The 23164-nt window shown below is 37.0% G+C and carries 23 protein-coding genes; 11 read left to right on the forward strand and 12 right to left on the reverse strand.

Features of this window, described 5'->3' with window-relative positions:
• Nucleotides 1-84: 84 nt before the first annotated feature.
• The 4 genes from ACHWSC_RS04850 to ACHWSC_RS04865 all read right to left on the reverse strand — a co-directional run bounded on the left by ACHWSC_RS04850 (nucleotide 85) and on the right by ACHWSC_RS04865 (nucleotide 3648).
• The gene (locus tag ACHWSC_RS04850; RefSeq protein WP_394675953.1) at nucleotides 85-1284 is read right to left on the reverse strand and encodes a hypothetical protein; all 1200 of its coding nucleotides are present in this window, start codon (nucleotides 1282-1284) and stop codon (nucleotides 85-87) included.
• 9 nt (nucleotides 1285-1293) lie between these two features.
• Nucleotides 1294-1893 (reverse strand): hypothetical protein, encoded by a 600-nt coding sequence (locus tag ACHWSC_RS04855; RefSeq protein ID WP_394675954.1) that lies wholly within the window; start codon nucleotides 1891-1893, stop codon nucleotides 1294-1296.
• Nucleotides 1894-1914: 21 nt separating this feature from the next.
• Nucleotides 1915-2478 carry an RNA polymerase sigma-70 factor gene (locus ACHWSC_RS04860; protein WP_237241782.1) on the reverse strand — a complete coding sequence of 188 codons (564 nt, stop codon included), beginning with the start codon at nucleotides 2476-2478 and terminating at the stop codon, nucleotides 1915-1917.
• Between the two features lie 138 nt (nucleotides 2479-2616).
• Entirely contained in the window at nucleotides 2617-3648 is a 1032-nt protein-coding gene (locus ACHWSC_RS04865) for a fatty acid desaturase (RefSeq protein ID WP_394675955.1), read from the reverse strand.
• A gap of 404 nt (nucleotides 3649-4052) precedes the next feature.
• Here ACHWSC_RS04865 and ACHWSC_RS04870 point away from each other — a divergent pair, with 404 nt between their 5' ends.
• Nucleotides 4053-4481 (forward strand): PepSY-like domain-containing protein, encoded by a 429-nt coding sequence (locus ACHWSC_RS04870; RefSeq protein WP_394675956.1) that lies wholly within the window; start codon nucleotides 4053-4055, stop codon nucleotides 4479-4481.
• A 3-nt stretch (nucleotides 4482-4484) separates the two neighbouring features.
• Nucleotides 4485-6896: a TonB-dependent receptor domain-containing protein gene (locus ACHWSC_RS04875; RefSeq protein WP_394675957.1), complete on the forward strand. Its 2412-nt coding sequence runs from the start codon at nucleotides 4485-4487 to the stop codon at nucleotides 6894-6896.
• Nucleotides 6897-7045: 149 nt separating this feature from the next.
• Here ACHWSC_RS04875 and ACHWSC_RS04880 read toward each other — a convergent pair whose 3' ends face one another.
• Nucleotides 7046-8452, reverse strand: coding sequence for a hypothetical protein (locus tag ACHWSC_RS04880; protein ID WP_394675958.1), 1407 nt, complete (start codon nucleotides 8450-8452; stop codon nucleotides 7046-7048).
• A 125-nt stretch (nucleotides 8453-8577) separates the two neighbouring features.
• Here ACHWSC_RS04880 and ACHWSC_RS04885 point away from each other — a divergent pair, with 125 nt between their 5' ends.
• The 5 genes from ACHWSC_RS04885 (at nucleotide 8578) to ACHWSC_RS04905 (ending at nucleotide 13214) form a co-directional block, all read left to right on the forward strand.
• Nucleotides 8578-9876 (forward strand): hypothetical protein, encoded by a 1299-nt coding sequence (locus ACHWSC_RS04885; RefSeq protein WP_394675959.1) that lies wholly within the window; start codon nucleotides 8578-8580, stop codon nucleotides 9874-9876.
• A 19-nt stretch (nucleotides 9877-9895) separates the two neighbouring features.
• Entirely contained in the window at nucleotides 9896-10993 is a 1098-nt protein-coding gene (locus ACHWSC_RS04890; protein WP_394675960.1) for a thioredoxin-like domain-containing protein, read from the forward strand.
• A 186-nt stretch (nucleotides 10994-11179) separates the two neighbouring features.
• A complete protein-coding gene (locus ACHWSC_RS04895) occupies nucleotides 11180-11875 on the forward strand; it encodes a VIT family protein (RefSeq protein WP_120336392.1) in 696 nt (231 codons plus the stop codon).
• Between the two features lie 36 nt (nucleotides 11876-11911).
• Nucleotides 11912-12568 (forward strand): CPBP family intramembrane glutamic endopeptidase, encoded by a 657-nt coding sequence (locus tag ACHWSC_RS04900; protein WP_394675961.1) that lies wholly within the window; start codon nucleotides 11912-11914, stop codon nucleotides 12566-12568.
• A gap of 214 nt (nucleotides 12569-12782) precedes the next feature.
• The gene (locus ACHWSC_RS04905; protein WP_394675962.1) at nucleotides 12783-13214 is read left to right on the forward strand and encodes a hypothetical protein; all 432 of its coding nucleotides are present in this window, start codon (nucleotides 12783-12785) and stop codon (nucleotides 13212-13214) included.
• Nucleotides 13215-13243: 29 nt separating this feature from the next.
• Here ACHWSC_RS04905 and ACHWSC_RS04910 read toward each other — a convergent pair whose 3' ends face one another.
• Nucleotides 13244-14092, reverse strand: a complete 849-nt coding sequence (locus ACHWSC_RS04910; protein ID WP_394675963.1) for an NAD-dependent epimerase/dehydratase family protein — start codon at nucleotides 14090-14092, stop codon at nucleotides 13244-13246.
• A 335-nt stretch (nucleotides 14093-14427) separates the two neighbouring features.
• Between ACHWSC_RS04910 and ACHWSC_RS04915 the strand changes: the two genes are divergently transcribed.
• Nucleotides 14428-15639, forward strand: coding sequence for an enolase C-terminal domain-like protein (locus ACHWSC_RS04915; protein WP_394675964.1), 1212 nt, complete (start codon nucleotides 14428-14430; stop codon nucleotides 15637-15639).
• Between the two features lie 209 nt (nucleotides 15640-15848).
• Entirely contained in the window at nucleotides 15849-16232 is a 384-nt protein-coding gene (locus ACHWSC_RS04920) for a YidH family protein (protein WP_394675965.1), read from the forward strand.
• Between the two features lie 97 nt (nucleotides 16233-16329).
• On the opposite strand, the gene ACHWSC_RS04925 is transcribed toward ACHWSC_RS04920, so the two are convergent.
• Nucleotides 16330-17511, reverse strand: coding sequence for an MFS transporter (locus tag ACHWSC_RS04925; protein WP_394675966.1), 1182 nt, complete (start codon nucleotides 17509-17511; stop codon nucleotides 16330-16332).
• Between the two features lie 248 nt (nucleotides 17512-17759).
• On the opposite strand from ACHWSC_RS04925, the gene ACHWSC_RS04930 reads away from it, so the two are divergent.
• Entirely contained in the window at nucleotides 17760-18689 is a 930-nt protein-coding gene (locus ACHWSC_RS04930; RefSeq protein ID WP_394675967.1) for a ketopantoate reductase family protein, read from the forward strand.
• 104 nt (nucleotides 18690-18793) lie between these two features.
• On the opposite strand, the gene ACHWSC_RS04935 is transcribed toward ACHWSC_RS04930, so the two are convergent.
• Both ACHWSC_RS04935 and ACHWSC_RS04940 read right to left on the reverse strand, forming a co-directional pair.
• Nucleotides 18794-19888 carry a DKNYY domain-containing protein gene (locus tag ACHWSC_RS04935; protein WP_394675968.1) on the reverse strand — a complete coding sequence of 365 codons (1095 nt, stop codon included), beginning with the start codon at nucleotides 19886-19888 and terminating at the stop codon, nucleotides 18794-18796.
• 59 nt (nucleotides 19889-19947) lie between these two features.
• Nucleotides 19948-20322 carry a nuclear transport factor 2 family protein gene (locus ACHWSC_RS04940; RefSeq protein WP_394675969.1) on the reverse strand — a complete coding sequence of 125 codons (375 nt, stop codon included), beginning with the start codon at nucleotides 20320-20322 and terminating at the stop codon, nucleotides 19948-19950.
• Between the two features lie 197 nt (nucleotides 20323-20519).
• On the opposite strand from ACHWSC_RS04940, the gene ACHWSC_RS04945 reads away from it, so the two are divergent.
• On the forward strand, nucleotides 20520-21116 hold the full coding sequence (locus ACHWSC_RS04945; protein ID WP_394675970.1) for a hypothetical protein: 597 nt from the start codon (nucleotides 20520-20522) through the stop codon (nucleotides 21114-21116).
• A gap of 42 nt (nucleotides 21117-21158) precedes the next feature.
• Here the strand turns inward: ACHWSC_RS04945 and ACHWSC_RS04950 are convergent, their stop codons facing one another.
• The 3 genes from ACHWSC_RS04950 to ACHWSC_RS04960 form a co-directional block, all read right to left on the reverse strand.
• Nucleotides 21159-21959 carry a DUF1080 domain-containing protein gene (locus tag ACHWSC_RS04950; RefSeq protein ID WP_394675971.1) on the reverse strand — a complete coding sequence of 267 codons (801 nt, stop codon included), beginning with the start codon at nucleotides 21957-21959 and terminating at the stop codon, nucleotides 21159-21161.
• A 152-nt stretch (nucleotides 21960-22111) separates the two neighbouring features.
• The gene (locus ACHWSC_RS04955) at nucleotides 22112-22792 is read right to left on the reverse strand and encodes a hypothetical protein (RefSeq protein WP_394675972.1); all 681 of its coding nucleotides are present in this window, start codon (nucleotides 22790-22792) and stop codon (nucleotides 22112-22114) included.
• 101 nt (nucleotides 22793-22893) lie between these two features.
• Nucleotides 22894-23097 (reverse strand): hypothetical protein, encoded by a 204-nt coding sequence (locus tag ACHWSC_RS04960; RefSeq protein ID WP_394675973.1) that lies wholly within the window; start codon nucleotides 23095-23097, stop codon nucleotides 22894-22896.
• Nucleotides 23098-23164: the final 67 nt, after the last annotated feature.

Consider the following 23164-nt stretch of genomic DNA (forward strand, 5'->3'; position numbering starts at 1 on the left):
ACCGAATGTTGGTTTTATATATTTCTTGATAAAATATATAACATTCTGATTATTAGTGATTTTTTTTTGAGGTTAAATCCGAAATTATTTTAGATAGTCCATACGGACGGTGAAATTTGTAAGGGATGGAAGCTTGATTCCTTTGGAGATTTCTTTGGTATGCAGGTTATATTTCCATACAAGATGTTCGTCATTAGCATCATCGATCGCGATATAAGCGTATTGTTTATCGCTCCACACATTATCTTTCTGTGTGCCTTTATCCAATGGGAGCGGAATTTTTTCGATCGTCCCTGATTTTAAATCTACGAGTCTGTATTCAAACTGGTAGACTGCATGGAAATTGGAAAAATCAGTATACAGGTCCTTTCGTTCATTGCGTATTATCGCTTTATTCTGACCAACATACCACATTCCATAAGCATGATTGCCGATTGATTTGGAAATATTGATTATAAAGTCTTGATCGACGAGTTGATGACCTTTCTTTTTTCTAAAAATAGCTGTTGGTAATTTCGGATTATTACCTAACGCTATGCCAGGATTGGTCATAAAATAATAATCCCCCTGTTCGTCTTTAAAACTATAGGATTGAATGATGTTGAAACCACCAGGGTAAGTCGAACGTGTTTCTTTCTGAACATTCAGAAGCTTAAAATCATCGTATTTAATGGTCGCGTAATAGGTCGTATCGGATGTCGTATGCCCATATTTTCCAGTTGATTTAAAAAAGGAATAGGCTAGCCATAGATCGTTATTTTGAATATCCACAAGACCAAGGTGCAGAGCTTTATATTCTTTTGTCGCAAAAGGCAGTACAATAGTTGCTTCTTTGGCGACTTTCATGGTCGCAACATCAATCTGATAGAGTCTAGCTTGAGATTTATTGTCGACAAGATCTTCCCGACATATAGCAATGAGATTTGTTTTGTCTTTCCATGTGATGGTCTCAAAATCGCGATTTTTTAATTGTATACTATCAATGGGAACGAGAGAAGAACCTTGCAATTGGTATTTTTTAAACAAACTAGTCTGACTCGATAATCTGTAAAAGAAACCGTTTTTATAAATATATTCTCGTTCTTGTATTCTTGAAGTCGATAACGGGATTTCTAAAGTTGTACTTTTAGTGTCGTCCAAACTTTCAGCGAACAATAAGCTGGTGGGACTTTCATCCTTGTTGAATAAACAAAATACAAAATTAGGATCTATTTTTTTTTTAGGACTTTGCTGACAGGAAAAGATAAGCGTTGGAAAGAAACACAACAATAATAATCGCTTCATGTTTGTCTATTAAATGCTTTGAAATTGTTCCCTAATTTTAATCTGCATATTGGACGGAAGGAATGCCAAATCACTTTTTTGAAAAGCAACGATTTTACCAAAATCCGGAGAATCAGAAACAAAGTATTCTCGCCCGGCCTTAAATACAAGAACATTATGGTTGCTATCCACAAGCTCAAAGTCCCGTTTAGGTGTGATCATAAAGTCTCCGCTGAAGGTTAGTTTTTTATTGACCAGATCAATATTGGCCGTGCTATTTTTACTTAACTGTAAATCATAATGATCTTCGGTAAAGAGCTTGCTATTCTCAATTGATGTGTTGGTAAAGGTTTGATTATCAAGAGCAGGGGGAGATAGATAGAAAACAGAAAAACCGATTACAAGAACTGCGGCGGCGGCAGTAATTTTGGCCCAATGGAATTTTCTATATTGATATACATCGGCATTAATTTTATTCCACATGTCAGATCCAACTAGTTCATCGACAGGTTTATTTTCCGCAATACTATCCCATGAATTATTATCCAACCATTTTTCAACCGCATGCTTTTCAGCTTCAGAGCATTCACCTGAAGCATATTTTTTAAGTATTTCTTGGTTGATTTCCATCTTTTGATAATCCACGTATATTCAAAAGTACAAAAAAGTAATTAATAGGAATCTCGCAATATTGATATTGCAATACTTTTTAAGTCTTATTTTGATAACTGATAATGCTTTACTGATATGATATTCAACTGCTCGCTCGGAAATAAGTAGATTTGTTGCAATCTCTTTGTTCGTCAATCCTTCGTCGCGACTCAGTTTATAGACATTTTTGCATTGTTTGGGTAAAGAATCAACAGCTTGATCCAAGTGATTTTTGAGTTCTTTGTAATAAATATAATTGTCTTCGTAAGATGCTGCTTTGCTATTTAAGATCAGCTCATGATGTCTCTCTTTATTTCCTTTATTCCGAAGAAATTCTAGTGATTTTAATTTAACCGAACGTAATAGATAACGCTCCGCATCCTGAAGTTCTAGCTGATATCTTCTTTCCCAAAGAGATTTGAAGACATCTTGAACAATTTCTTTTGCATCATCTTCATTGTCTACACTTTTAAGCGCAAATGAAAACATTCTCTTCCAATACAGTTGAAAGAACTCTTCAAATTGTTGTTTGTTGATCTCTATTTTACGTACGGAGGTTTTCAAAGCACCCAAATATACACTCTATTTAGACTTGTTCCAAATAAAATGCAGTAATCTACTATCGCGCTACGTTGACTTAGTTGTTCTCGTGCTATCTAGCTGAAGCCGGTAACAGGTTAAAACTATAATAAGAGCGATTGATTATTCCTTAGATTTTAGGTAGGGGATACGATATTGTTCATCAAATCTTTTCTTGTCATCCCGATAACTACTGACTGCGCCGAGTTTATGCATCATTTTGATATAACACCAAGCGAGGTCAATCTGATAAGGCTTAAAACCACTCCGTGCACTCTTAGGATATAAATGATGGTTGTTGTGCCATTCACCCGCTACAATGCCGGGCCATAACTGATTTATAGATTTGTCTTTCTCATTGAAATCAATACCTTCACGTTGCTTGTCTTCACCTTTTGCATGGCCTTCATAGTTGAATGTCCGTACACCGATTGCCCAGAAACCGGCCGCACCAAAGAGTGTACAGGCAAGCGCGTGGCCACCGATCAAATAGAAAATGGCATACCAAAAAGCCCAGTTTAGTATCCAGGATCCAATAGCATGAGAAGGATTTACATACGACCCCCATTTTTGATATTGTGCATAACTATTTGCGGTTACACCTGTATGTCGCATCAGTAATTTAACACGGTTATATGAATTTTCCGTAAGGTCCTTAGCAATAGGCTGATGATTTACATCGGCTAAAAAACAGTATAGAAAACCAGCTTGTGCATTATAAGGATCACCAGGGGTGTCAGATTTTGCGTGATGAACGTGATGTGAAATCACATATATTTCTTCTGGAATTACATTAATAGTCAGATTCTGTGTGAAAAAACGCCAGAATCCGTTCCGGAATTTAAATGCGCCATGTGTTGCAAATCGATGGTGCCATATCGTACCATGAGTCCCCATAACGATCATACTGTAGACAAATGCTGCCAAGACAGTCCACCAACTGAAGTGGTACACCAAAAAGATGATAAAAAAGGGGATGAGGCAAGCTACTTTTAGCCAGCTAAAAAAGGGTAACCAATTTCTTTTATCTTTAAAAATATTGAGGCGTTTGAAGAATTCGTTGAAAATTTCTTTTTTGCTTGGCTTTACGAGGTTTCCATCGTTGTCTTTCCATCCGTAGGTAGGAACTTGCAGAACATGGTCTAAAAAGGGCATTTGTGGTTGATGTAAATTATAATATATGCTAAAGCTACCATTTAACATCGTTAAAAAGTGTTAATACGAAAAGTTTAACATATCCTTAAGATGTATCAGGCTATTTGGAAAAATAAAATACTGTAAGGAAAGCGAATCCCATACGCTCTAAGTTTAATCTTATATTGTTTTCGATATTCACTCATACAATCGACGTTTTTTCCTCGGAGCTTAGTCGCTATTTATTCGCTCCCAACCGAAGAAGCACCGAAGAAGTTCCGAACAAGCACCGAACAAGCACCGAGTAATCTCAGAATATAATAGCTATTCATTAGCTCTACAATTTCCATAATCCTGGTTGGTATTGAGTTCTAAATTTCTTCTAAATTGTTTTTGAATTTTATGAAATCATTAATAAAAAGAACATGAAAAGATTAATTTTTATTTTGGCTCTGATGGTAAGCGTATCACTGGTCAATGCTCAAGAAGTCTCAGAAAAGAAAGTTCCATCAGTAATTAAGCTGGCGTTTCAACAGAAATACCTTAATGTAAAGTCTGTAAAATGGGAAAAAGAAAAGGGAAATTATGAAGCTGGATTTAAGGATGGAAAAATCAATTATTCCGTCCTTATAAATGCCGCTGGACATATCATTGAAACCGAGGTTGGAATTCCCGTCGGAGAGCTTCCTGCAGACGCTAAAGCTTATGTAATCAAAAACTATCCACATAAAAATATCAAAGAAGCAGCCAAAATTACTGATGCTAGAAATAATGTTAGCTATGAGGCTGAAGTCGATGGTAGGGACTTAATTTTTGATTATAAGGGTAAATTTCTAAAGGAGGTTAGGGATTAGATTATGGTTCAATTACGGTTATTTTTTATTTTTATTTTAGTTATAGTTTCTTCGGTTGTTTCGGCACAGGTATCGTCTGTTACCCTTTCAGGTATTATAAAAAATAAGGCGGATAAATTGGCTATTCAATATGTTAATGTTGTGGTCAAATCTGATAAAGACAGCGCTTTTATCGCCGGAACGATGACAAACGATGAAGGCCGGTTTACCATTTCCAAAATTAAGCCAGGAAATTACCAATTAAACATTTCATTTACAGGGTTTGAGGATAAGAAGCAATCCCTATTTGTTGGTAGTCTTTCGGAGTTTTTGGATATCCCAACGATCGAGTTGGGCGAGCGTTCCATCGCATTGGAAGGGGTTAGCGTGACTGCTCAGGCAGGTCATGTAAGTAATAAACTGGATAAGAAAATCTATTCCGTTGCCGATAATATAAGTCAGACCGGCGGTTCTGTTTTGCAGACGATGCAAAATTTGCCCGGAATCACGGTTCAGGATGGCAAAGTTCAACTGAGAGGCAATGACAAAGTCACCGTGCTTATCGATGGAAAACAAACCGCTTTGACAGGTTTTGGTAGCCAATCTGGGTTGGATAATATTCCGTCATCAGCAATAGATAAAATAGAGATCATCAATAATCCTTCTTCGAAGTATGATGCCAACGGGAATGCAGGTATTATTAATATCATTATGAAGAAAAGTAATCAAAATGGATTTAATGGTAAAGTAGGTTTCAGTTCCGGATTAGGTTCATTATGGATACGGAAGGAAAACCTACCAACCATAAGACCACAATATACTTTAACACCTAAAATCAATCCCAGTGTATCATTAAATTACAGAAAAGATAAGGTCAACATTTTCATACAGGCCGATAATCTCTATACACAGACGCTGAACAAGAATGAATTTGTAACTCGTAAATATGAAGATGGTACAATTATTAACTCACAGCTGAAACGAAATCGGAATACGAATTTTCTAACGACGAAAGCGGGGATAGATTGGCATATTGACGAACAGAATAATCTGACTATTTCGGGGATGTATGGAAGTGAGAAGATTATTGACCGGGGCGATCAACCTTTTTTCGATGCCGATATTTCAACACGCTTGCGTCTTTGGCAATTTTTGGAAGATGAATTGAAGACAACAGCCATGGCGACAACTTCTTATCAGCACAAATTTAAAGATGCCGGGCATTTGCTCAATGTTGGTTTTAATTATACATTTCATCGAGAAGACGAAAAGTACTTCTATGACAATTATCTACCTTCTGCGAAGGGAACAGACTCTTTTAAGCTGCTATCCGACGAACAGGTTTATGATGTTAATGTAGATTATATCAAACCGCTGAAATATGGACGTATTGAAACCGGAATAAAGGTGAGAAACCGGAATATTCCAACTAATATGGAGTTTAAACCGGGCGCCAACTCTGTTCTTGATATGGATGCTGGCGGCTGGGCAAATTACAAGGAACTAATACCAGCAGTGTATGGGAATTATGTTTTCGAAAATGAGAAATGGGAGGCTGAATTAGGCTTGCGTCTAGAATATGTGAAAATTCAATATGATGTAAATCCAAATCATAACACCTATAAAAGTGATGGGTACAATTATACGCAACCCTTTCCCAATGTGAGATTGGCCTACAAACTTAACGACAATAACAAGCTTTCGGCTTTTTATAATCGGCGAGTGGACCGACCAAATGAAGTAGACATTCGTATTTTTCCAAAGTATGATGATGCTGAAATTATCAAGGTTGGAAATCCAGGCTTGCGTCCTCAGTTCACCAATTCTGTCGAACTGGGATATAAGAACACCTGGAGCAAGGGGTATTTCTATGTCGCAATGTATCACCGTTTCGCTGATGGAACTATTACACGGATATCGAGTACTGTTCCGGACAGTAAATTAATTTATGCTGTGTTCCAAAATGCAGGAAAGAGCTTCAATACGGGGATTGAAACAATCTTGAATCAAAAAGTATCTTCAATTTACTCCTTTAATATTAATGGTAATCTCTATCGAAACCAAATCAATGCCTTTACAGTAGAAAACCTTTATCCCGAACCCAATACTTTTTCAGCAGATCGGCAGACTGCACTTTCAGGTAACTTGAAGTTTAACAATATGTTTCGTTTTGCAAGAGGATGGGATGGGCAGATTACAGCAATCTATTTGGCACCGGATATTATACCACAGGGAAAAATCCAATCGAGGTTTTCAATAGATGCAGGACTAAAAAAATCTGTTCAAAAAGGAAAAGGCGAGCTTTTCTTTAATGCAACGGATTTATTAAATACGATGGTTATTAAGCGAAAAATAGATGGCATTGGTTTTAATTATACAAGCCATGATTATTACGAAACGCAGGTGCTGAGGCTAGGATATAATTATAAATTTTAAAGAGCGTAACTTTCTGAATGAAAAACACAAACACGAGTGCGAAAGTCGCCGCGAGATAGATGATAGGAGAACCAAGCAGCTCAGTCCTAATTGAAATTGGACTGAGCTGTTGAGGCAAGGTGTATACTGTTCTATGACGTGATTTTATTTTATCGTTCCCTAATAAATCTCATCTCAAATCCATTCTCTTTTCTCACCACCTGTTGTAGGTCGGGCGTAAATTGCAATTCTATGCCGAGTCCCATTTTAAATAGGTTATTTCCGAGATAATCGAGTGCTACATTTTCTTGATTAGGGGCCTCCACACTTAACATACCATCCTTTTCTACAAAGGTTAGCTTAAATGTGGGAGCTGTCTCAGCCGCATAGGTACCCAAATAACTATCGAGATGTTCGATGGAATATTTTTTTTCCTGATAAGGTTCTATAGCGGCAATATGTTCCATATTTTCCAAACGGGCCATTAATCCCCAGCCATAAAAATCATTGGATACCCCTACGAGTAATTGGTTTTCACCTTTTTTAAGCTTTAATCGAGCATTTCCATTCTGTACAGATATTCTTCCGTCAGGATATTTTTTCATATTCTGACGGAAGATATTTTTGTCAGTGTAGGTGATCTGATCATTTAGATAAAGCCATATTTCATCCGAGAATCCGAGCTGGAGATTGACGAATGTAGGCTCTTTCACGGTAATAACGGCTTTTAGCCAAACTATCCTGCGTTTTTCTGTAGCACCAAAGCGTCTTGTCAGGTTTATTAATCCATATCGCTCAGCGGCTATTTTTTCTGTAAAGGCTTCGTCTTTAGGTAGGTCACGAAAAGTAGTTGGCTCCCTTCCTTCTTCCAAAGTCGTAGGCTGGGTTATAGACCAATTTCGGATATAATTTGCTTCATGGCGGGTCAGGTCTACACCTTCAACCTGTGGTAATTCTTCGGTTTCGTTGGGTTTGATCTCGATATTGCTGATGTAGGAGTCGCCGTCAAATGCAATGTTTCCGCTATGTTCGCGCCCCTCAAGTTTTGGTACGGTCAATCTGAGGCTATTGTTGACAAAAACCTGCATTTGCATTCCCGAAATGACGAGTTTAATATGGTTCCATTCATCTGCTTTGGCTGTTGCAGCCGCCTGATATTGGGGATACATGTCCCACATGTTGACGCCGTGTAAGATGGGACAATACTGAATACCTTCATTGGCAAAAGGATCGGTCATTTTAGGTACTCGCAGATAGACAATCTCTTGTTCTCTTTCATCTTTTCGATGGAAATAAATGGCGCTGGCAAATTCTGTTTTCGCAGGTATCACATCATACTCGATGGTTCCATCTTTGAAAATTAAGTCTTTAATCATTACCGGACCAGATGCTGGAGCGATTTTTATTGCTCTACGGCCCTTAAAATTTAGAAAATCGACTTTTCCGTTTTGAAAGACCCATTTTTCTGCACTTAGTGTAATGTTTGTGCCTGCCGATGTCTTAATTTTCTTTTCTTGAGCATCACTTTGGAATAAAGCGACCAATATTAAGACTAGTATCAAGAATGTTTTTTTCATGTTAATAAAGTTTTTGATAAATTTAGCGTGTAGGCATTATTTTAACGCGTTCAACCTTGCATCAAGTTTATTCAAGTTTGTTCAAGATGATTGTTTGTTTTTAAAATTCTGATATGTAATGAATTATGATTAAGTCGAGTCATCCTGAATTATTTCAGTATCTTAAGAATTCCATTGAAAATAAACTTGAATGGGGTGAAACGTCCAATTGGAGTACTGCCGATTTTGAAAAACTTTCGGAAAAGATTCAGGAGAAAACGGGAGTTATACTTAGCATTTCTACATTGAAGCGGATTTTTGGTAGGATTGATTACCAAAGTAAACCTGCCCTGACGACATTAAATACATTGGCACAGTATCTTGGTTATGAAGACTGGCGGGCTTTCCGGAATGCTTATGTACAGAAAGAGATATCGCAGAAGCAGGGATTTAGTAAATCCGCTGTTGAGCCACAAGTGAGCGTACGAAAAAAGTATGGTTCTGTATTTATTATAGCTATTTCATCTGTCATTGTCCTTGTCGTGGTCATACTATTTGGTAATAGCTTTGTCCAAAAAAAGAAGCATTTTAATGGTAGCGCTTTCCACTTTTCGTCCAAGACAATGTTGACACAGGGTTTGCCCAATTCAGTTGTATTTGATTATGACGCTTCGGCAGCAAGTGAAGACGATTCGGTATTCATTGCACAAAGCTGGGACACTAGCCGCAAGACGCAGGTGGATAGAAACGACAAACATCACTCCGCTATTTATTACTATCCAGGTTATTTCAGGGCCAAGCTGATTATTGGGGACAAAATTGTTCGAGAACATGATATACAGATTAAAACAGATGGCTGGTTAGGATTGGTAGAAGCAGCGTGGGGAAAAGAACCGTTATATTTCAAAAAAACTGAAATCACATTGCCACATGAAATTGCCATTACGCAGGAGCTGCTGAAAAGTTATAAGGTCGACCTCCTCCCTGAAGCTCCACCAGTTAGATTTTACAATCAAAAGAATAGGACAGGAGTTATGACCAATAATTTTAGTTTTGAAACAGACATAAAAACAGGGATAGTCAATAGTGGCAATATTTGCCAACGTGTGGAAGTACTCTTACAGTCTAAAAACGATATATTTATTATACCTTTAGTAAACACAGCCTGTATCGGTGACATAGCCCTTACAGCTGGTGGTTTTTATACGGATAGTAAACAAGATGACCTCAGTGGATTTGGTTGTGATCTTTCCAAATGGACTAAGCTTAAAATAGTCTGTAAAAACCAGCAGATTAGATTTTGGATTAATGATAAACCTGTATATGCAACTACGATTAAAAATGCACCAACTGAAATAGTCGGTCTTCAATATCGTTTTAAGGGGGCGGGTTTTGTTAGAAATACTCGTTTAAGTGGATCGGAGATGAAGGATATTATTTTTTGATAAGAAAACTAATACGCATATGATGATAGTAAAAAAAATACTTCTTTTTTTATTTTTCTTACCTCTTGCTTGCCTGGCTCAGCAAAAAAAAGGAAAGCTTTTCGAAATTCAATTTGATCTTTCAGGATTTTCTAATGGTTCAAAGTTTGAACTGAGCAGTTTTCAGAATGACAGTCAGTCTTATTCAGGTGTGCTTAAGGATGGAAAATGTACGATAAAAGGAACTCTGCTGGAACCAACCTTATATATACTAACTGCAAAACCCAATTTGAGGACCGTGATTTGGATTGAGCCTGCACGTATGAAGATTTTGGGCGATAGCCTGAATTTTTCAAATATCGAAGTGCTGAATTCTAGATCACAAGCTGAGGCCATTCCGATCAATAAACAGCTGGATCCCATGTGGAAAAAAGCCGCAGCACTTGATAAGGAGATAGAAGTTGAAACTGATTCAGTCAAACAGACCGAGTTGAGAATTGCATCGGATCACTATTATTGGTCCATAAGACAATTAAGAATCGATAATATTTTTAATAAAAAACCTTCTTATCCGCTTATGCAGGAACTCTATTTCCTAAGAACATCATTAACAAGAGATTCCTTACAGCTAGCTTATGGTCGATTTCCGGAGAATATAAAAGATAGTAGAACTGGACGCTTTTTAAAAAAATTTATTCAAGCAAAAGAACTTAGAAAGGGGGACCTGGCACCATCCTTTATTGCACAAGATCTTAATAATAATGATCTAAAACTAGTTGATTTTAGAGGAAAGATTGTTGTGCTCGATTTTTGGGCTGCCTGGTGTGTTCCATGCAGACAAAGTAACAAAAAGCTACCGATGCTGTATGCTAAATATAAAAAACTAGGATTAGAGATTATATCCTTTAATCTAGATACGAATAAGGAGATCTGGAAAAAAGCTGCCGTCGAAGATAACATATCCTGGATTAATGTTGGCGATCAGCAAGCACTACACAGTAAAACTGCCATCACCTATCGGGTACAGGGTTTACCAAAAGTTTATATCATTGACCGAAATGGGATTATCCTTGAAACTGGAGGATCCGGAGTTGACCCTGAACGTGTATTAAAAGAAAACCTAGCACCTTCTCTTTAAGTCTCTGAGTAGAATAGAGTTTGCGAAATGTTGAAAGGTGATGGTTAAAAGGGATAACCACAATCGTGAAAAAATCAGGATGGTATTGTCAGTGATTTGATAGGTTGTTGACTTACAGTGATATCAGTGTAGCTTTAAATAAATATAATTGCTAAATTTAAGTATCTTTCACAAACACATATTGATATGCACCATCCATTAGAAAAACACTATGTCAACCGGGTTGGGTGGCTTCGCGCTGCTGTGTTAGGTGCCAACGATGGCTTATTATCGACGACGAGTATTGTAATTGGAGTTGCAGCGGCAAGTCCTGAACGCAATACCATTGTCTTGGCAGCGTTAGCGGGTATGATTGCGGGAGCAATGTCTATGGCAGCAGGAGAATATGTTTCCGTAAGCTCACAGGAAGATACCGAAAAGGCCGATCTCCTACGTGAGAAAAAGGAACTTGAAGAAATGCCTGAAATCGAGCTACAGGAATTAGCCAAAGTTTATGAAAGAAGAGGCGTCAGTCAAGAAACCGCCTTACAGGTTGCACGTGAACTAACTGCACATGATGCATTGGGCGCCCATGCACATGACGAATTGGGTATCAATGAGATTACACAAGCTAAACCTTTACAAGCTGCACTGGCATCTCTGGGCTCATTTGCATTAGGAGCGCTACTTCCATTTATGGTTTCATTGCTTGCACCAATTAAGCAGATGGTCTATCTGCAGTATGGTTTTACGATTATTTTTTTAATGGTTCTTGGAGCAATTGCGGCCAAGACTGGAGGCTCGAGTATCGGAGTTGCAGTAGGCAGAATATGTTTCTGGGGAACGATCGCAATGGGAGTGACCGCGTTAATAGGACATTTCTTCGGCGTTACGGTTGCTTAAATTTTTGAAGATAATACGCACTTCATAACTGAAGCTATGAAAAGGAAAGCATTTTCAATAATTCAGGATATCGGTTTCATCCTATTTCTTGTCGTATTTCCGCATGCTGTGCCATTACCTTTTTATTCTTATGCAGTGATTTGTTTTTTAGCAATTTTTCTTGTTTTAAGAAGAGAAGGCAGGTCATTGAAGGATTTGGGATTAGATAAGAAAAACCTTTCTTCGCGTGCTATTCTTTTAGGAATTCTCTCTGCATTGGCCTGGGTAATATTTATGCAGATAATATATATTCCAGTTATTAAACATCTATTTAACGTCCCTGATTATACAGAGTATAATTTTATCAGGAGTAGTATGGCAAGATTGATCATGACAATTGTTGCAGCTTGGGTTATTGGTGGATTTTATGAGGAAGTTGTGTTTCGGGGCTATATCCAGAATCTACTCGAAAAAAGATTGTTTAAAGGAATGGGAGGTTTGTTGCCTATCGTGATAACCAGTATTCTTTTCGGCCTCTATCATCTGCAGCAAGATATATTTGCTGTTATTGCTGCTTGTTTTGGGGGATTGTACTGGAGTATTTTATATAAAAAATGGAATAATAATCTTTGGGTTTCAATCATTTCACATGCGCTATTCGATATGATTACCCTTATCCTAATCTATACTGGAAAATTTGGAAATCTTATATAGATTTTGTCGTTTTTTGAGACTTGTTTCAAATGCTTTGTAAGCTCCGACAAGAACCTGACGATAGAAAAACTCCCGATTAAAAATGGCGAAAGTATTACCCTTATTTATTGATAGTGGACGAATATTAAGGAGATCAAAGCGATAATTATATTATGCAGGAGATTCATTTGCTTTTAACTATTTTGGTGTATTAAATCAATTTTTTATAATTAGTATGAAAATCAATCTATCACAGCGTACACTTATTTTTTATGGTGTCTTGGCGCCCTTTATTATTTTCGGATCAATCTATAATCTTTTGGGAATTATCTCAGGTACAAGTACGGTTATTTCTTTTGGGGCCTTCGCTCTCTTTGGATTTGTTCTTTTACCCGCCTTACTTGTTTCCACCTATCGGCAAAACCGCTGTACGCTATTCAGTGACCGGATAAGCATTGGAAAAAAAGAATATGTTTTCGATAGTTACGCAGTTTCTATTGTTGAAAAGTATCTACCGCTAAAGGAAAGGCCGCTTTTTTCATTATTTAGAGCACAATATGCTAATTTAATTATTTGGGAAAAATCAAGTGGACAAATCGTGCTCAATAAAGATTTAGATATTTCCTTGCAAGCAATAAATAAAATGAAGGCGTTTTTATCGGTGTAGATCAATAACTAAAGTGCCGTCTTGCTGTTTTATTGAAGTTGATTGAGAAGAAATTCGAAAGTATACTGCGGAGTGTAACCAAGTAATTGCATTGCTTTATCACTTCGGTAGACTCTATCTATCGATGTTGGAAAACTCCAGCCTCTCTGTCGGTATATTTCAACGGCATTTGGGATACGCTTAGCGATGATATGGGAAGGGTTAGATTTTAGTTCAATTAAATCCTCAATTTCAAAAGGCGAACCGCTAGAAACATTAAAAATCTGAAACGACGTAAAGTTAGTCTCAACACCTAGTCGAAGAGCCTCAGCTCCATCTCTTTCATCCAATCCCCGATACAAACGATGATTTAGCATAAGGTTATCGGATTCTGGAAGAAATCGGCCGACACGATAGACGCTAGTCATTAGCTGTTCTTTTTCGAAAAAGTCTCTACAGAGCTCTTCACAAGCCTGTTTGGTAATATCATAAATATCACGGGGTTGGGTTATAAGTTCCTCTGTAACCCACACCGCTTTTTCCGCATCAACAAGTGCATTGCCGTATATGGAGGTTGTAGAGGTAAAAAGAAAACGCTTTATTCCGTTCTTTACACAGGCATTTAACAGATTTAATGTTCCTGTTATATTGGTATCTATAAAACTTTGCCGGCTATAATTCAAATCCATATGTCTACCATGCAGTGCTGCAGTATGGATAATGGCTTCATAACCACTTGTGAATTCAATAACTGCCTCAGTTCGCTGTACATCTAAAAAATGATCAGTGGTATCGCTTTCTAATAAATCAACTCCCGTAACATCGTGTCCAGCAAGACGTAGATTCCGAACTGTTACACTTCCTAATTTTCCCGAAGATCCTGTTACCAATATGCGCATGTATACAAAATAAAGGAAAATTTAAGATATAGGTATTTATATGCAAATTTTTTATGCGGTTTTGGTATGAGTAATAAGGCCGTTCGAAGCTGTAAAGATAGTCATACGGTAATTGTACACGACAGAGATATTTATAAAAAAAATGATACAAATTGTACAGCAATTGATACGCCCTGTCAATAAATACAAACGCGTATGTAGTATCTTTCATATGGATATTTATAAACTAATTATAAAGCTTTGGTTAGGTGGCTAGTTATGCCTACGCTGGTGTAAAATAAAAAACTAGAAACAAGTCTTTCCTGACGGTTTCGGATAATCGAAATAGATCAACTATGAAAAGAAGAACATTTATTCAGGCCCTGAATTTTGGCATTGCCACAGCTACGTTGTATAAAGGTTACGCAAATGAAATTTTATTTTCCTCTGATGCTGAACCAGAAAACAAGGTACTGTCCTATCACAAGATAAAAGATATCAGATTTTCTACCGTAAAGATGAATTATCCTAGGCTTGTGGGGAAAAATGCCCGTCTAGACCTACATGGTTATGGACCTGATGTGGAAATATGTGTTATAAGGACAGATCAGGGAGCAATGGGCTGGGCCTCACTCCGTGGCTCAAGACGTGAAGCTGAACAAATTTCGGGAGAATTGATAGGCAAGAAAATGTCAGATCTTTTCTCTCCCAAAGTCGGTACACTGCTGCAGACACATATTCCCTTTGATATGGCTCTTCACGATCTCGCAGGAGTCATTTCAAATAAACCTGTTTATGAAATACTTGGTCGAAAAGATCCGATCATAACAGATTATTATAGCGGTATGATCTATTTTGATGACTTAGAACCAGCGGATAGGCCATCAGGAATTGACCGTATTCTTGAGGAATGCCAATATGATTATGGAGTGGGTTACAGGCAACTCAAGTTAAAAATTGGAAGGGGGCATAAATGGATGCCTTTTTCCAAAGGACTTCAACGGGATATTGAGGTGACAAAAGCAGTGGCAGACGCATTTCCCGACTGCAGAATTTTAGTTGATGGAAATAACGGTTTTACATCAGACCAATTTATTCAGTATTTAAAAGGTATCCCAATGGTAAATCTCTTTTGGATAGAAGAACCTTTTCATGAAACGGTGATGGATTATCAAAAGCTTAGCGGCTTTTTAAAATCGGAAGGCATAAATACTTTGCTGGCGGATGGCGAAGCAGATCCTGATCAGAATTTGCTGAGAACCTTATTTGAAAAGAAACTGCTGGATGTTCACCTTACGGATATTGAAGGCCTTGGATTTACGAATTGGAGGAATTTAATGCCAAAGTTAATACAACTTGGAGCGCAAGCATCTCCACATGCCTGGGGATCGCTTCTCAAGAGCTTCTATACAGCGCATTTAGCAGGAGGGCTCGGAAATACCGTAACCATTGAAGGAGTTACAAGTACATCTGATGATGTGGATTTGTCGGGATATCTCGTCAAAGATGGGAAACTTATTCCTTCCTCATCTGCAGGATTCGGTATGCCATTGCTAAAAAAGATTTGAAAGAAAGAAGCTTTGAATTATTTTTCAAACCTTTCAAAGTTTTGCAACGTTCATAGAGGAGCAAACAATGGAATTTCTTAACCTTAACATCTTTACTAACCCATGAAACAAATGTGCTGAAGCATATTCACGGCGATAAAGTATTGTTTAGGGCTATGAAATACTTTTTAAAATTCCTTTAAGTTTTTGTTGATCAAAATTTATTTCAAATGTCTAATAATACTGTGCCACAGAAGATAAATGACCATCTTGCGAATGAACGAACTTTCCTTGCTTGGATCCGGACAAGCCTGGGCATTATGGGCTTCGGTTTTGTAGTTGTTAAGTTTTCACTATTTATTCGTCAGATTGAGCTCATTCTCAAAAGAGATATAGTCGAAGGATCTCAGCATGAATATTCTGGTGCTGTTGGTGTTTCTATTGTGGTTATTGGTGCGTTGACGGTTATTGTCGCTTTTTTTAAATATCGTAAAACAAACAAACAAATTGAAGAGGAGAACTTCGCTCAAACTTCAAATAGCATTACAATTGTGGCCATATTGATTTTTGTTATAGGTATTATTCTGAGCTGGTATCTTATCGATGGTCTTTAAGGAGATGCATTAGATCCAGTTCGAACTGGAATGATTATCCAGGCTAACTAGATCTAAATTGTCGTGCATTGGCTATTTATAATACCGGCAAAATATATTATTGCTGTGTACACTGTACCACGGTGATTTGATTTGTTGTACCACGTTTTTCTAAAAACTGTCGTAGGGCGATCATCAGAAAGGCGAGAAAACCAAAACCCATCGTAAGCCAGGGCGAAAATTCTACACCTTTCGAAACGATAATCCAGCCACCTACGGTAGTTCCCAAGGTTACCCCGAGATTGCCAAATGAAGTCGCTAGACTATTGGCAAATTCTAGCGCCTCGGGAGCGGAAGAAATCATATAGGTAGATGCGTTTAAGAAGCTAGGAGAATAAAGAAATCCCCATAAGGCAATCGTACAGACCGTAGCGAATATATTGCCATCTGAAAAATACAGTAATAAAGGAATAATAAGTGTACCCGATAAGAAAAATGCTGTGGTAAACGTAATATTTCGGTTGAGCATTTTCCCTGCCACCCAGTTGGCGATGACTCCAATAATACCAAATACAAATAGCATATAACTAACCATGGTACTGTCCATATTCTTTGCTTTGTTTAAATATTCGGCGAAATAACTATAGGTAGAAAACCAAGCGGATACCATAAAGAAATTCATTGCGGTACTGACCATAAAAATGGGTTTGGTTAATATTTTCATCTGACTACCGTAGGATTTTTTTTCTTTTACAGGCAAAGAAGGAATGGTAAAATAGATCGCCAGTAGTGCAATTATACTGACAATGGCCTGTATCGTGAAAGAATATGTCCAGGAATAGAGACTGGCAATGTAGGTGGCGAAGGGGACTGTTGTCACCATGGCGATTGCAACGCCACTAAAAACAATGCTCATAAGCTCATTTTCATTTTTCTTCCCCCCTTTTAAAATTGCGACAGACAATGCTGTCGCAATATAGACAGGTTGGAGAAAGGCGGGAAGAATTCTTACAGTAAGTAATAACCAGAAAGGAGGGGATAATGAAGAGACAATCGCCGTGACTAAGAAAATAGCGATGGCAGTTAACATGACTTTCTTGCGGTCGAATCCCGAAGCCAACAATGTCATAAATGGCCCAGTTATGGCAATGATCAAGGCAAAAGCACTTAATAAATAACCTGCTTTGTCGATACTGATATGATAATGATCGGCTATTTGGGGCAAGATGCCAATAATGCCAAACTCGGTTGTGATTACTGCGAGAAAACCCAAAGCTCCGATGTATGCGTATTTTTTCATAAATAAAAACCTATTGTACATGATTAATTATACGAGCAAATGTAAAGGCAAATACTTGCTTCTGGGTGTAAAGCGGCTATTTGTGTGTTACTAACAAATTTGTAAGTAATGGTAAAAGAAAAGTTGTTGCTGAATAATTGATCTCCGCCTGACATTGATAAGTTGTGTGTTGTCAAAAGTTCTTTTATATTCACTTTAGATTTATTTAAGGGTTGAATACAGATAAGGAATACGAAATAAAAAAACTAATGGAACAGCATATATTAATTGTGGGCCTGGGGGGAGTGGGCGGATATTTTGGTGGTATGTTAGCGCGCAAGTATGAAAATACTGATATTCATGTCAATTTTTTGGCGCGAGGTAACCATCTTGAGGAGATTAACCAACATGGTTTAAAGCTGTTATTAGAAAAGGGAAGTTTTACAGCGAAGCCCTATAAGGCTTCCAGTGAGGCTGAGAACTTCACAAAAATGGATTACATTTTTCTTTGTACTAAATCTTATGATCTAGAAGATACCATGGCCTTATTAGGACCGTGTGTGAGCGCAGATACAGTATTCATACCCTTACAGAATGGAATAGACAGCAAAGAACGTATCAACAGATATTATCCGAATAATTTGGTTGTGGATGGTTGCGCCTATATTGTATCCCGGTTAAAGGCTGCTGGAGTAATTGAAGTGACAGGGAAATGGGGTACAATGAGTTTCGGATTGAATGGAGAACATGATGAAAGACTGGATAGGTTATATCATCTTGTGCAACAAGCTGATATCCATGTGAATTATTCCGATGAAATTGAGAAAATAATATGGGATAAATTTATTTTTATTTCCGCTATGGCCACAGCTACTTCTTATTTTGATTGTTCTATTGGTCAGATAATGGAAGATCCAAAGAAGAAAGATGCGGTTGTTAAACTTATTCAGGAGGTTGCAGCATTAGCTCAGGAAAAAGGAGTTGTTATTGCTGATCATATTGTACATAAGACCTTGGACAAAATGGAACAAATGCCTTACGATGCGACTTCATCCATGCATACGGATTATCTTAATAAACGACCGAAAACAGAGTCGGCATCTTTGACAGCTTACGTTATTCGTGAATCTAAAAAGTATAATCTCGAGACACCTGAATATCAACGCATGTTTGATGTATTGCGCCTAAAATCTGACTAGCTGTATTAAAATAGTTTGCGAGTTGGAAATTTCAATCGCTAAGTTCCTCTGGACAAGCTTTTTTTGAATACAAAAAGTAAGTTTAGCTGTCAAAAGAAAGCTGATTAGATTTTATTTCCTGTAAGGCCGCTGAATTTATTGCCTCGATTGTCTTTATAAAAATCACCGTCCTTCTTAAAACTATGCGCATCTACTCCTTCAAGTAGCTGTTTTTGATAAAAGACATTTTTTGCGTCTTTTCCGAAATCGTGACCTAAAGATATAAACGTTTTAATATCGGCATCTGGAATTATTTCCTGATTATAATACACATTATTCTTGTCTTTTGAATAGGAGTTGCTTCCATACACATCATTCTTTTCATCAATCGGGAATAATTCAAAGGAAGGAGCATCTACCTGTTCATATCTGAAGCTTTTCCCCCTGAATAAGATTGTTTTGTTGTCAACACTAATATGATCCTGATCAAGTACACGAATTTTATCAATGGTCTTAAAGGACCTTGTTATGACATCTGATCCCTGCTGAAATGGTGGGTAATAAATTGTATTGCCAATTCTTATGTAATATTTGTTTATGGCTTCAATGTTTCCAGCGTTAGCAGCAACTGCTTTAAAGGTACCTATATTCGGAGAGACATAAACTGAATCTTTATCCATTAAAAAATAGTCATTGACGAACGAAAAGGTTTTCCGATCTGCCTTTATCATGTCATTACTGTAGAAGTAATGGTCCTTGTCGCGTGCCCAGTTTATATGATCCTTTACGAGCTCATATGTTTTTGGATCTGCTCCCTGGATGATATTAAAGCCTAGAGCCTGATCGATATAATAGACATGAAAACGATCTTTTGGAATCTGATTGTCGACATAAAAGGAATTCTTGTCCACAAGTTTTTGAATCGTGCCACGAAAATATACCGCATTTTTGTCTTTAGCAATATCCTCTGACAAAACCTCAAACGATTTTGCATCAGCCTGCATTTGTGAAATGCCCAAACTAAACCAATTTCCATTCTGACAATAAGCTATCTGCCCTTTTGAATCGATGAAGTAAGAACCGGATTTTTGTTTATCAATAGGTTTGCCAATATTTCGACAAGAAATAAAAAAGCAAAGTAAAATACAAGCCAGAAAAAAAGTATATTTTTTCATTTTTGCATTGCATATAATCCTAGATTTATTATTTATCATACCCATCTATATAAATTTACAACGACAAAATTAAAAAACCGAATTTTCAGTTTTCCGTTTCCTTATTAAGGCAATTGCATAAAACTGGCACCAATGACTTTTAGTGTGTTATCAATGCGTTTCCATACCCTAAAATATCTAAATTTTCCTTCTAATGGTGCTCCCATTACCTTGCCTTTTGCCGTCATCGTAGTAACGGAAAGCGCGGTATCCCCAATTATTCTGATCTCATCAATTTCTGTTGAAGCATTTTCAATAATTATAGCCTTTGATCTGTGTGCATTTAGATCCATTTCTTTGGTTAACATTTGACCATCAGGTGCTACAGCAACAAGGTCGTCATATAGGAGGAGATCAAGACCGTCTACATTACTGGCGAGCTGCGCCAAGAAAAATTGGTTCTCTGCTTCTGCAATTTCTTTTTTCGTGATTTTATCCATATCCCTATCAGATTGTAATTTTTTTTTGTGCTTATTACTTTAAAAATAGTAAATCTAGATATTAGTCGGCTAACTATGAAAATGTATGCAATTATTTAAGGTTTATCTAGATCAAAGATTTCGTAATATTTTAATAATGGGGGTGAACTTGTTAAACTGCTAAGTTTAAAATCAAGATAAAATTATATATTAGTTGAATGAAATATTTAGAAAAAATTCAAGGGTTGTTGCCATTAGGATATTTATATCTAATTATTCTTGGACTTTTAAAGGAAAGTATTCTTTTTTACCAATTGGGAATTAACATCTTGAAATACTCATCTATAACAGATATTTTGATTAGCCCAATTGCCGATATGACCTCAAGTCCCATCTTAATTATTGTAATCATTTCTGTTGTTCTTTTCTTCTTTTTATTTCAACTTATCATTCTACGGAATAGAGAGAAAACTTGGAGTAAAAAGTTGTTAAGAAGTTATAAAATAAATCCTGAAGGAGATAAAAAAGAACTTCGCAAAACAACAGTCTCTTTTTTTTCCCTTTTTGTTGCTATTGAACTTCTGGCTCTATTTGTAGGATTAGGAATAGGAGAAGGTAGTATGATAAAAAAAAGGATTGAAAACCAAAACCTAAAATATAATTATACAATCAATTCGGAATCTAATCAAGAAACTGATATCTATATGATTGATATTAACAGTACTTACTACTTTTATGTAACTAAAGGAGATAAACGCATAAAGATTGCTCCTGTTGGAAAAATTAACGACCTTAAAATAATTGATAAGAAATAACTATATAGCGATATATTATGTATAGCTATGCAATAGTCTCCCTTACTTCTTTGGTTTAGGTAGTTCCTTAATCCATATATTCTTAAAATCTACGGGTTGACCTTCACTCTGTAATGCAATAAATCCACTGCTGAGCAATTTACCATCGATCTTAATTTTGGGGTTATATCCATTGGCTGTTCCACCTCCAATCTGAGGTCTTGAATATTCTAGTACGGTATCTCCGTTAATGATATGTTTGATTAACGAATCTCCTAATACAATCAACTCCCCTTTAACCCATTGATCACCATCATAGGTCTTCGAAGTAGAATTTAAACAATGTGAGGAGGCTATTTTGCCCTGATAGACCACATTGGTTCCAGGAGAACACATATTGCCTGTAGGGCGGGGCTGACCATCGCTCAGGCCTCCCAAAAGTTGCATTTCGACAGAAATAGGCCAATCCTGTTCTTTCAACATTGTTCTGGGGTCCTGCGAATGAAACATAACGCCGCTATTACGAAGTGTATAGGAGGGGGCACCTTTATGGAGCTCGCCTACAAATCGATATTCAAACTTTAAATGATAATAAGAAAAGGGTGTTTTATAATATAAATGGCCAAATTGATCATTAAAATCATCATACTGATCATATCTGACCTTAATTATTCCATCTTCAACTCTAAAAGTATTTCCGTAGTTCACACCAACATCATGATGATGAATTTTGACAAACCAATCATTAATGTCCTTTCCATCAAACAAGGATTTCCAGCCATTATTATCGCCCTGACCTTTCATTCCTGCGCATCCTGTAAAAATAAGACCGATAGCTACTATTGAATAGATAATTCTTTGCATTGAAGTGATATTTGGTTTAAAATTGGATAGCAAGATACGATATATTCCATTAAACTTTACAGTCTAAGAAATATCGTGGATAGCCGTAGCTCATTGCCGTTAAGCGCTGACTAGATCATAATAAGACAATTTAAACGACGAATCAGTATATATCAAGCAAGTTTCGCTTCTCTTGTTAATTTACTTTTGTCAAGGTATAGTTCACTACTGAACAGGTCTGTCAATACTTTTTCAATCTCGATTTTATTGCATGTGGTAGGGTTTCGTCTCGATTTTAAATAATTTTCCGCTGTCATTTTTTTTGCCAATTGTCCTACCGTCTGTAAGTCAAGCAGCTTACCGGTTTTGTGTGCAATCCAAAGCGACGTGTGCGAAAACATAAGGCCTGTGAGGCCTATTGGCCAATTAAAGTAAATAACAGCTAAGGAAGCAACATAAAAGATCGCAAGTATTAGGGTCAGCCAGAAGGGAGGGCGTAGGATGTCAAGTTTAAAGCCTAAATGTCTTTCGAGTTTTTTTACCCTTAACCGCCGACCATGTTTTGGGAAAATGTCCGTAAGTACAGTGTTTATCGTAATCGTTTTAGAATCGATTTGAGCTGTCGAAGCTATTGCCTCACGTAGCTTATAAAAAGCCTGCTGATTTGTACAGTCGCTCGAATGATCAAGTTGGATCTTATTTGTGATATGATCGCAGAGCTCACCAAACGTTGAGATATGCATAAGTTCTGTGCCCCTAAACTTTATGTCAAATGATTTTTCGACTTTAAAGAGCACATCGCCAATATCGTCTGGGTCTATATTTTGAAGTTCACAGTCTGTCATCGCATTCATAGTATGAATTCGTTAAGTTATACGAATATACTGAAAATGTTTCTCCAGATCCAGTGCTGGTAGAAAGAAATTGTCGTAATCTAAGCGTAAGTTCATGATGGTTACGATTTAATTTGTGATAAGTCGATACCAAATGCTGTCAATTGGGATTCTCCAAGTTCAGTAATATAGAGGTCTCTATCGCTGGGTTCTGTTTTTGCTAGCCAACCTTTTGCTATTAACACCTCCAGGAAGAGCTGGCCGAGTTTTCCGCCGATATGTTCGTAACATAATTTTGCGGACTTCACTTTATCGTAGTTTTTCATTTTCGTTTTTTATGTTGGGGTTAACCTTTGATTTATAGTTTCTTATCTATAAAATTATGAAAATGAA

The sequence above is a fragment of the uncultured Sphingobacterium sp. genome, from assembly GCF_964277905.1.
In the GTDB taxonomy this organism is placed as follows: Bacteria; Bacteroidota; Bacteroidia; order Sphingobacteriales; family Sphingobacteriaceae; genus Sphingobacterium; species Sphingobacterium siyangense.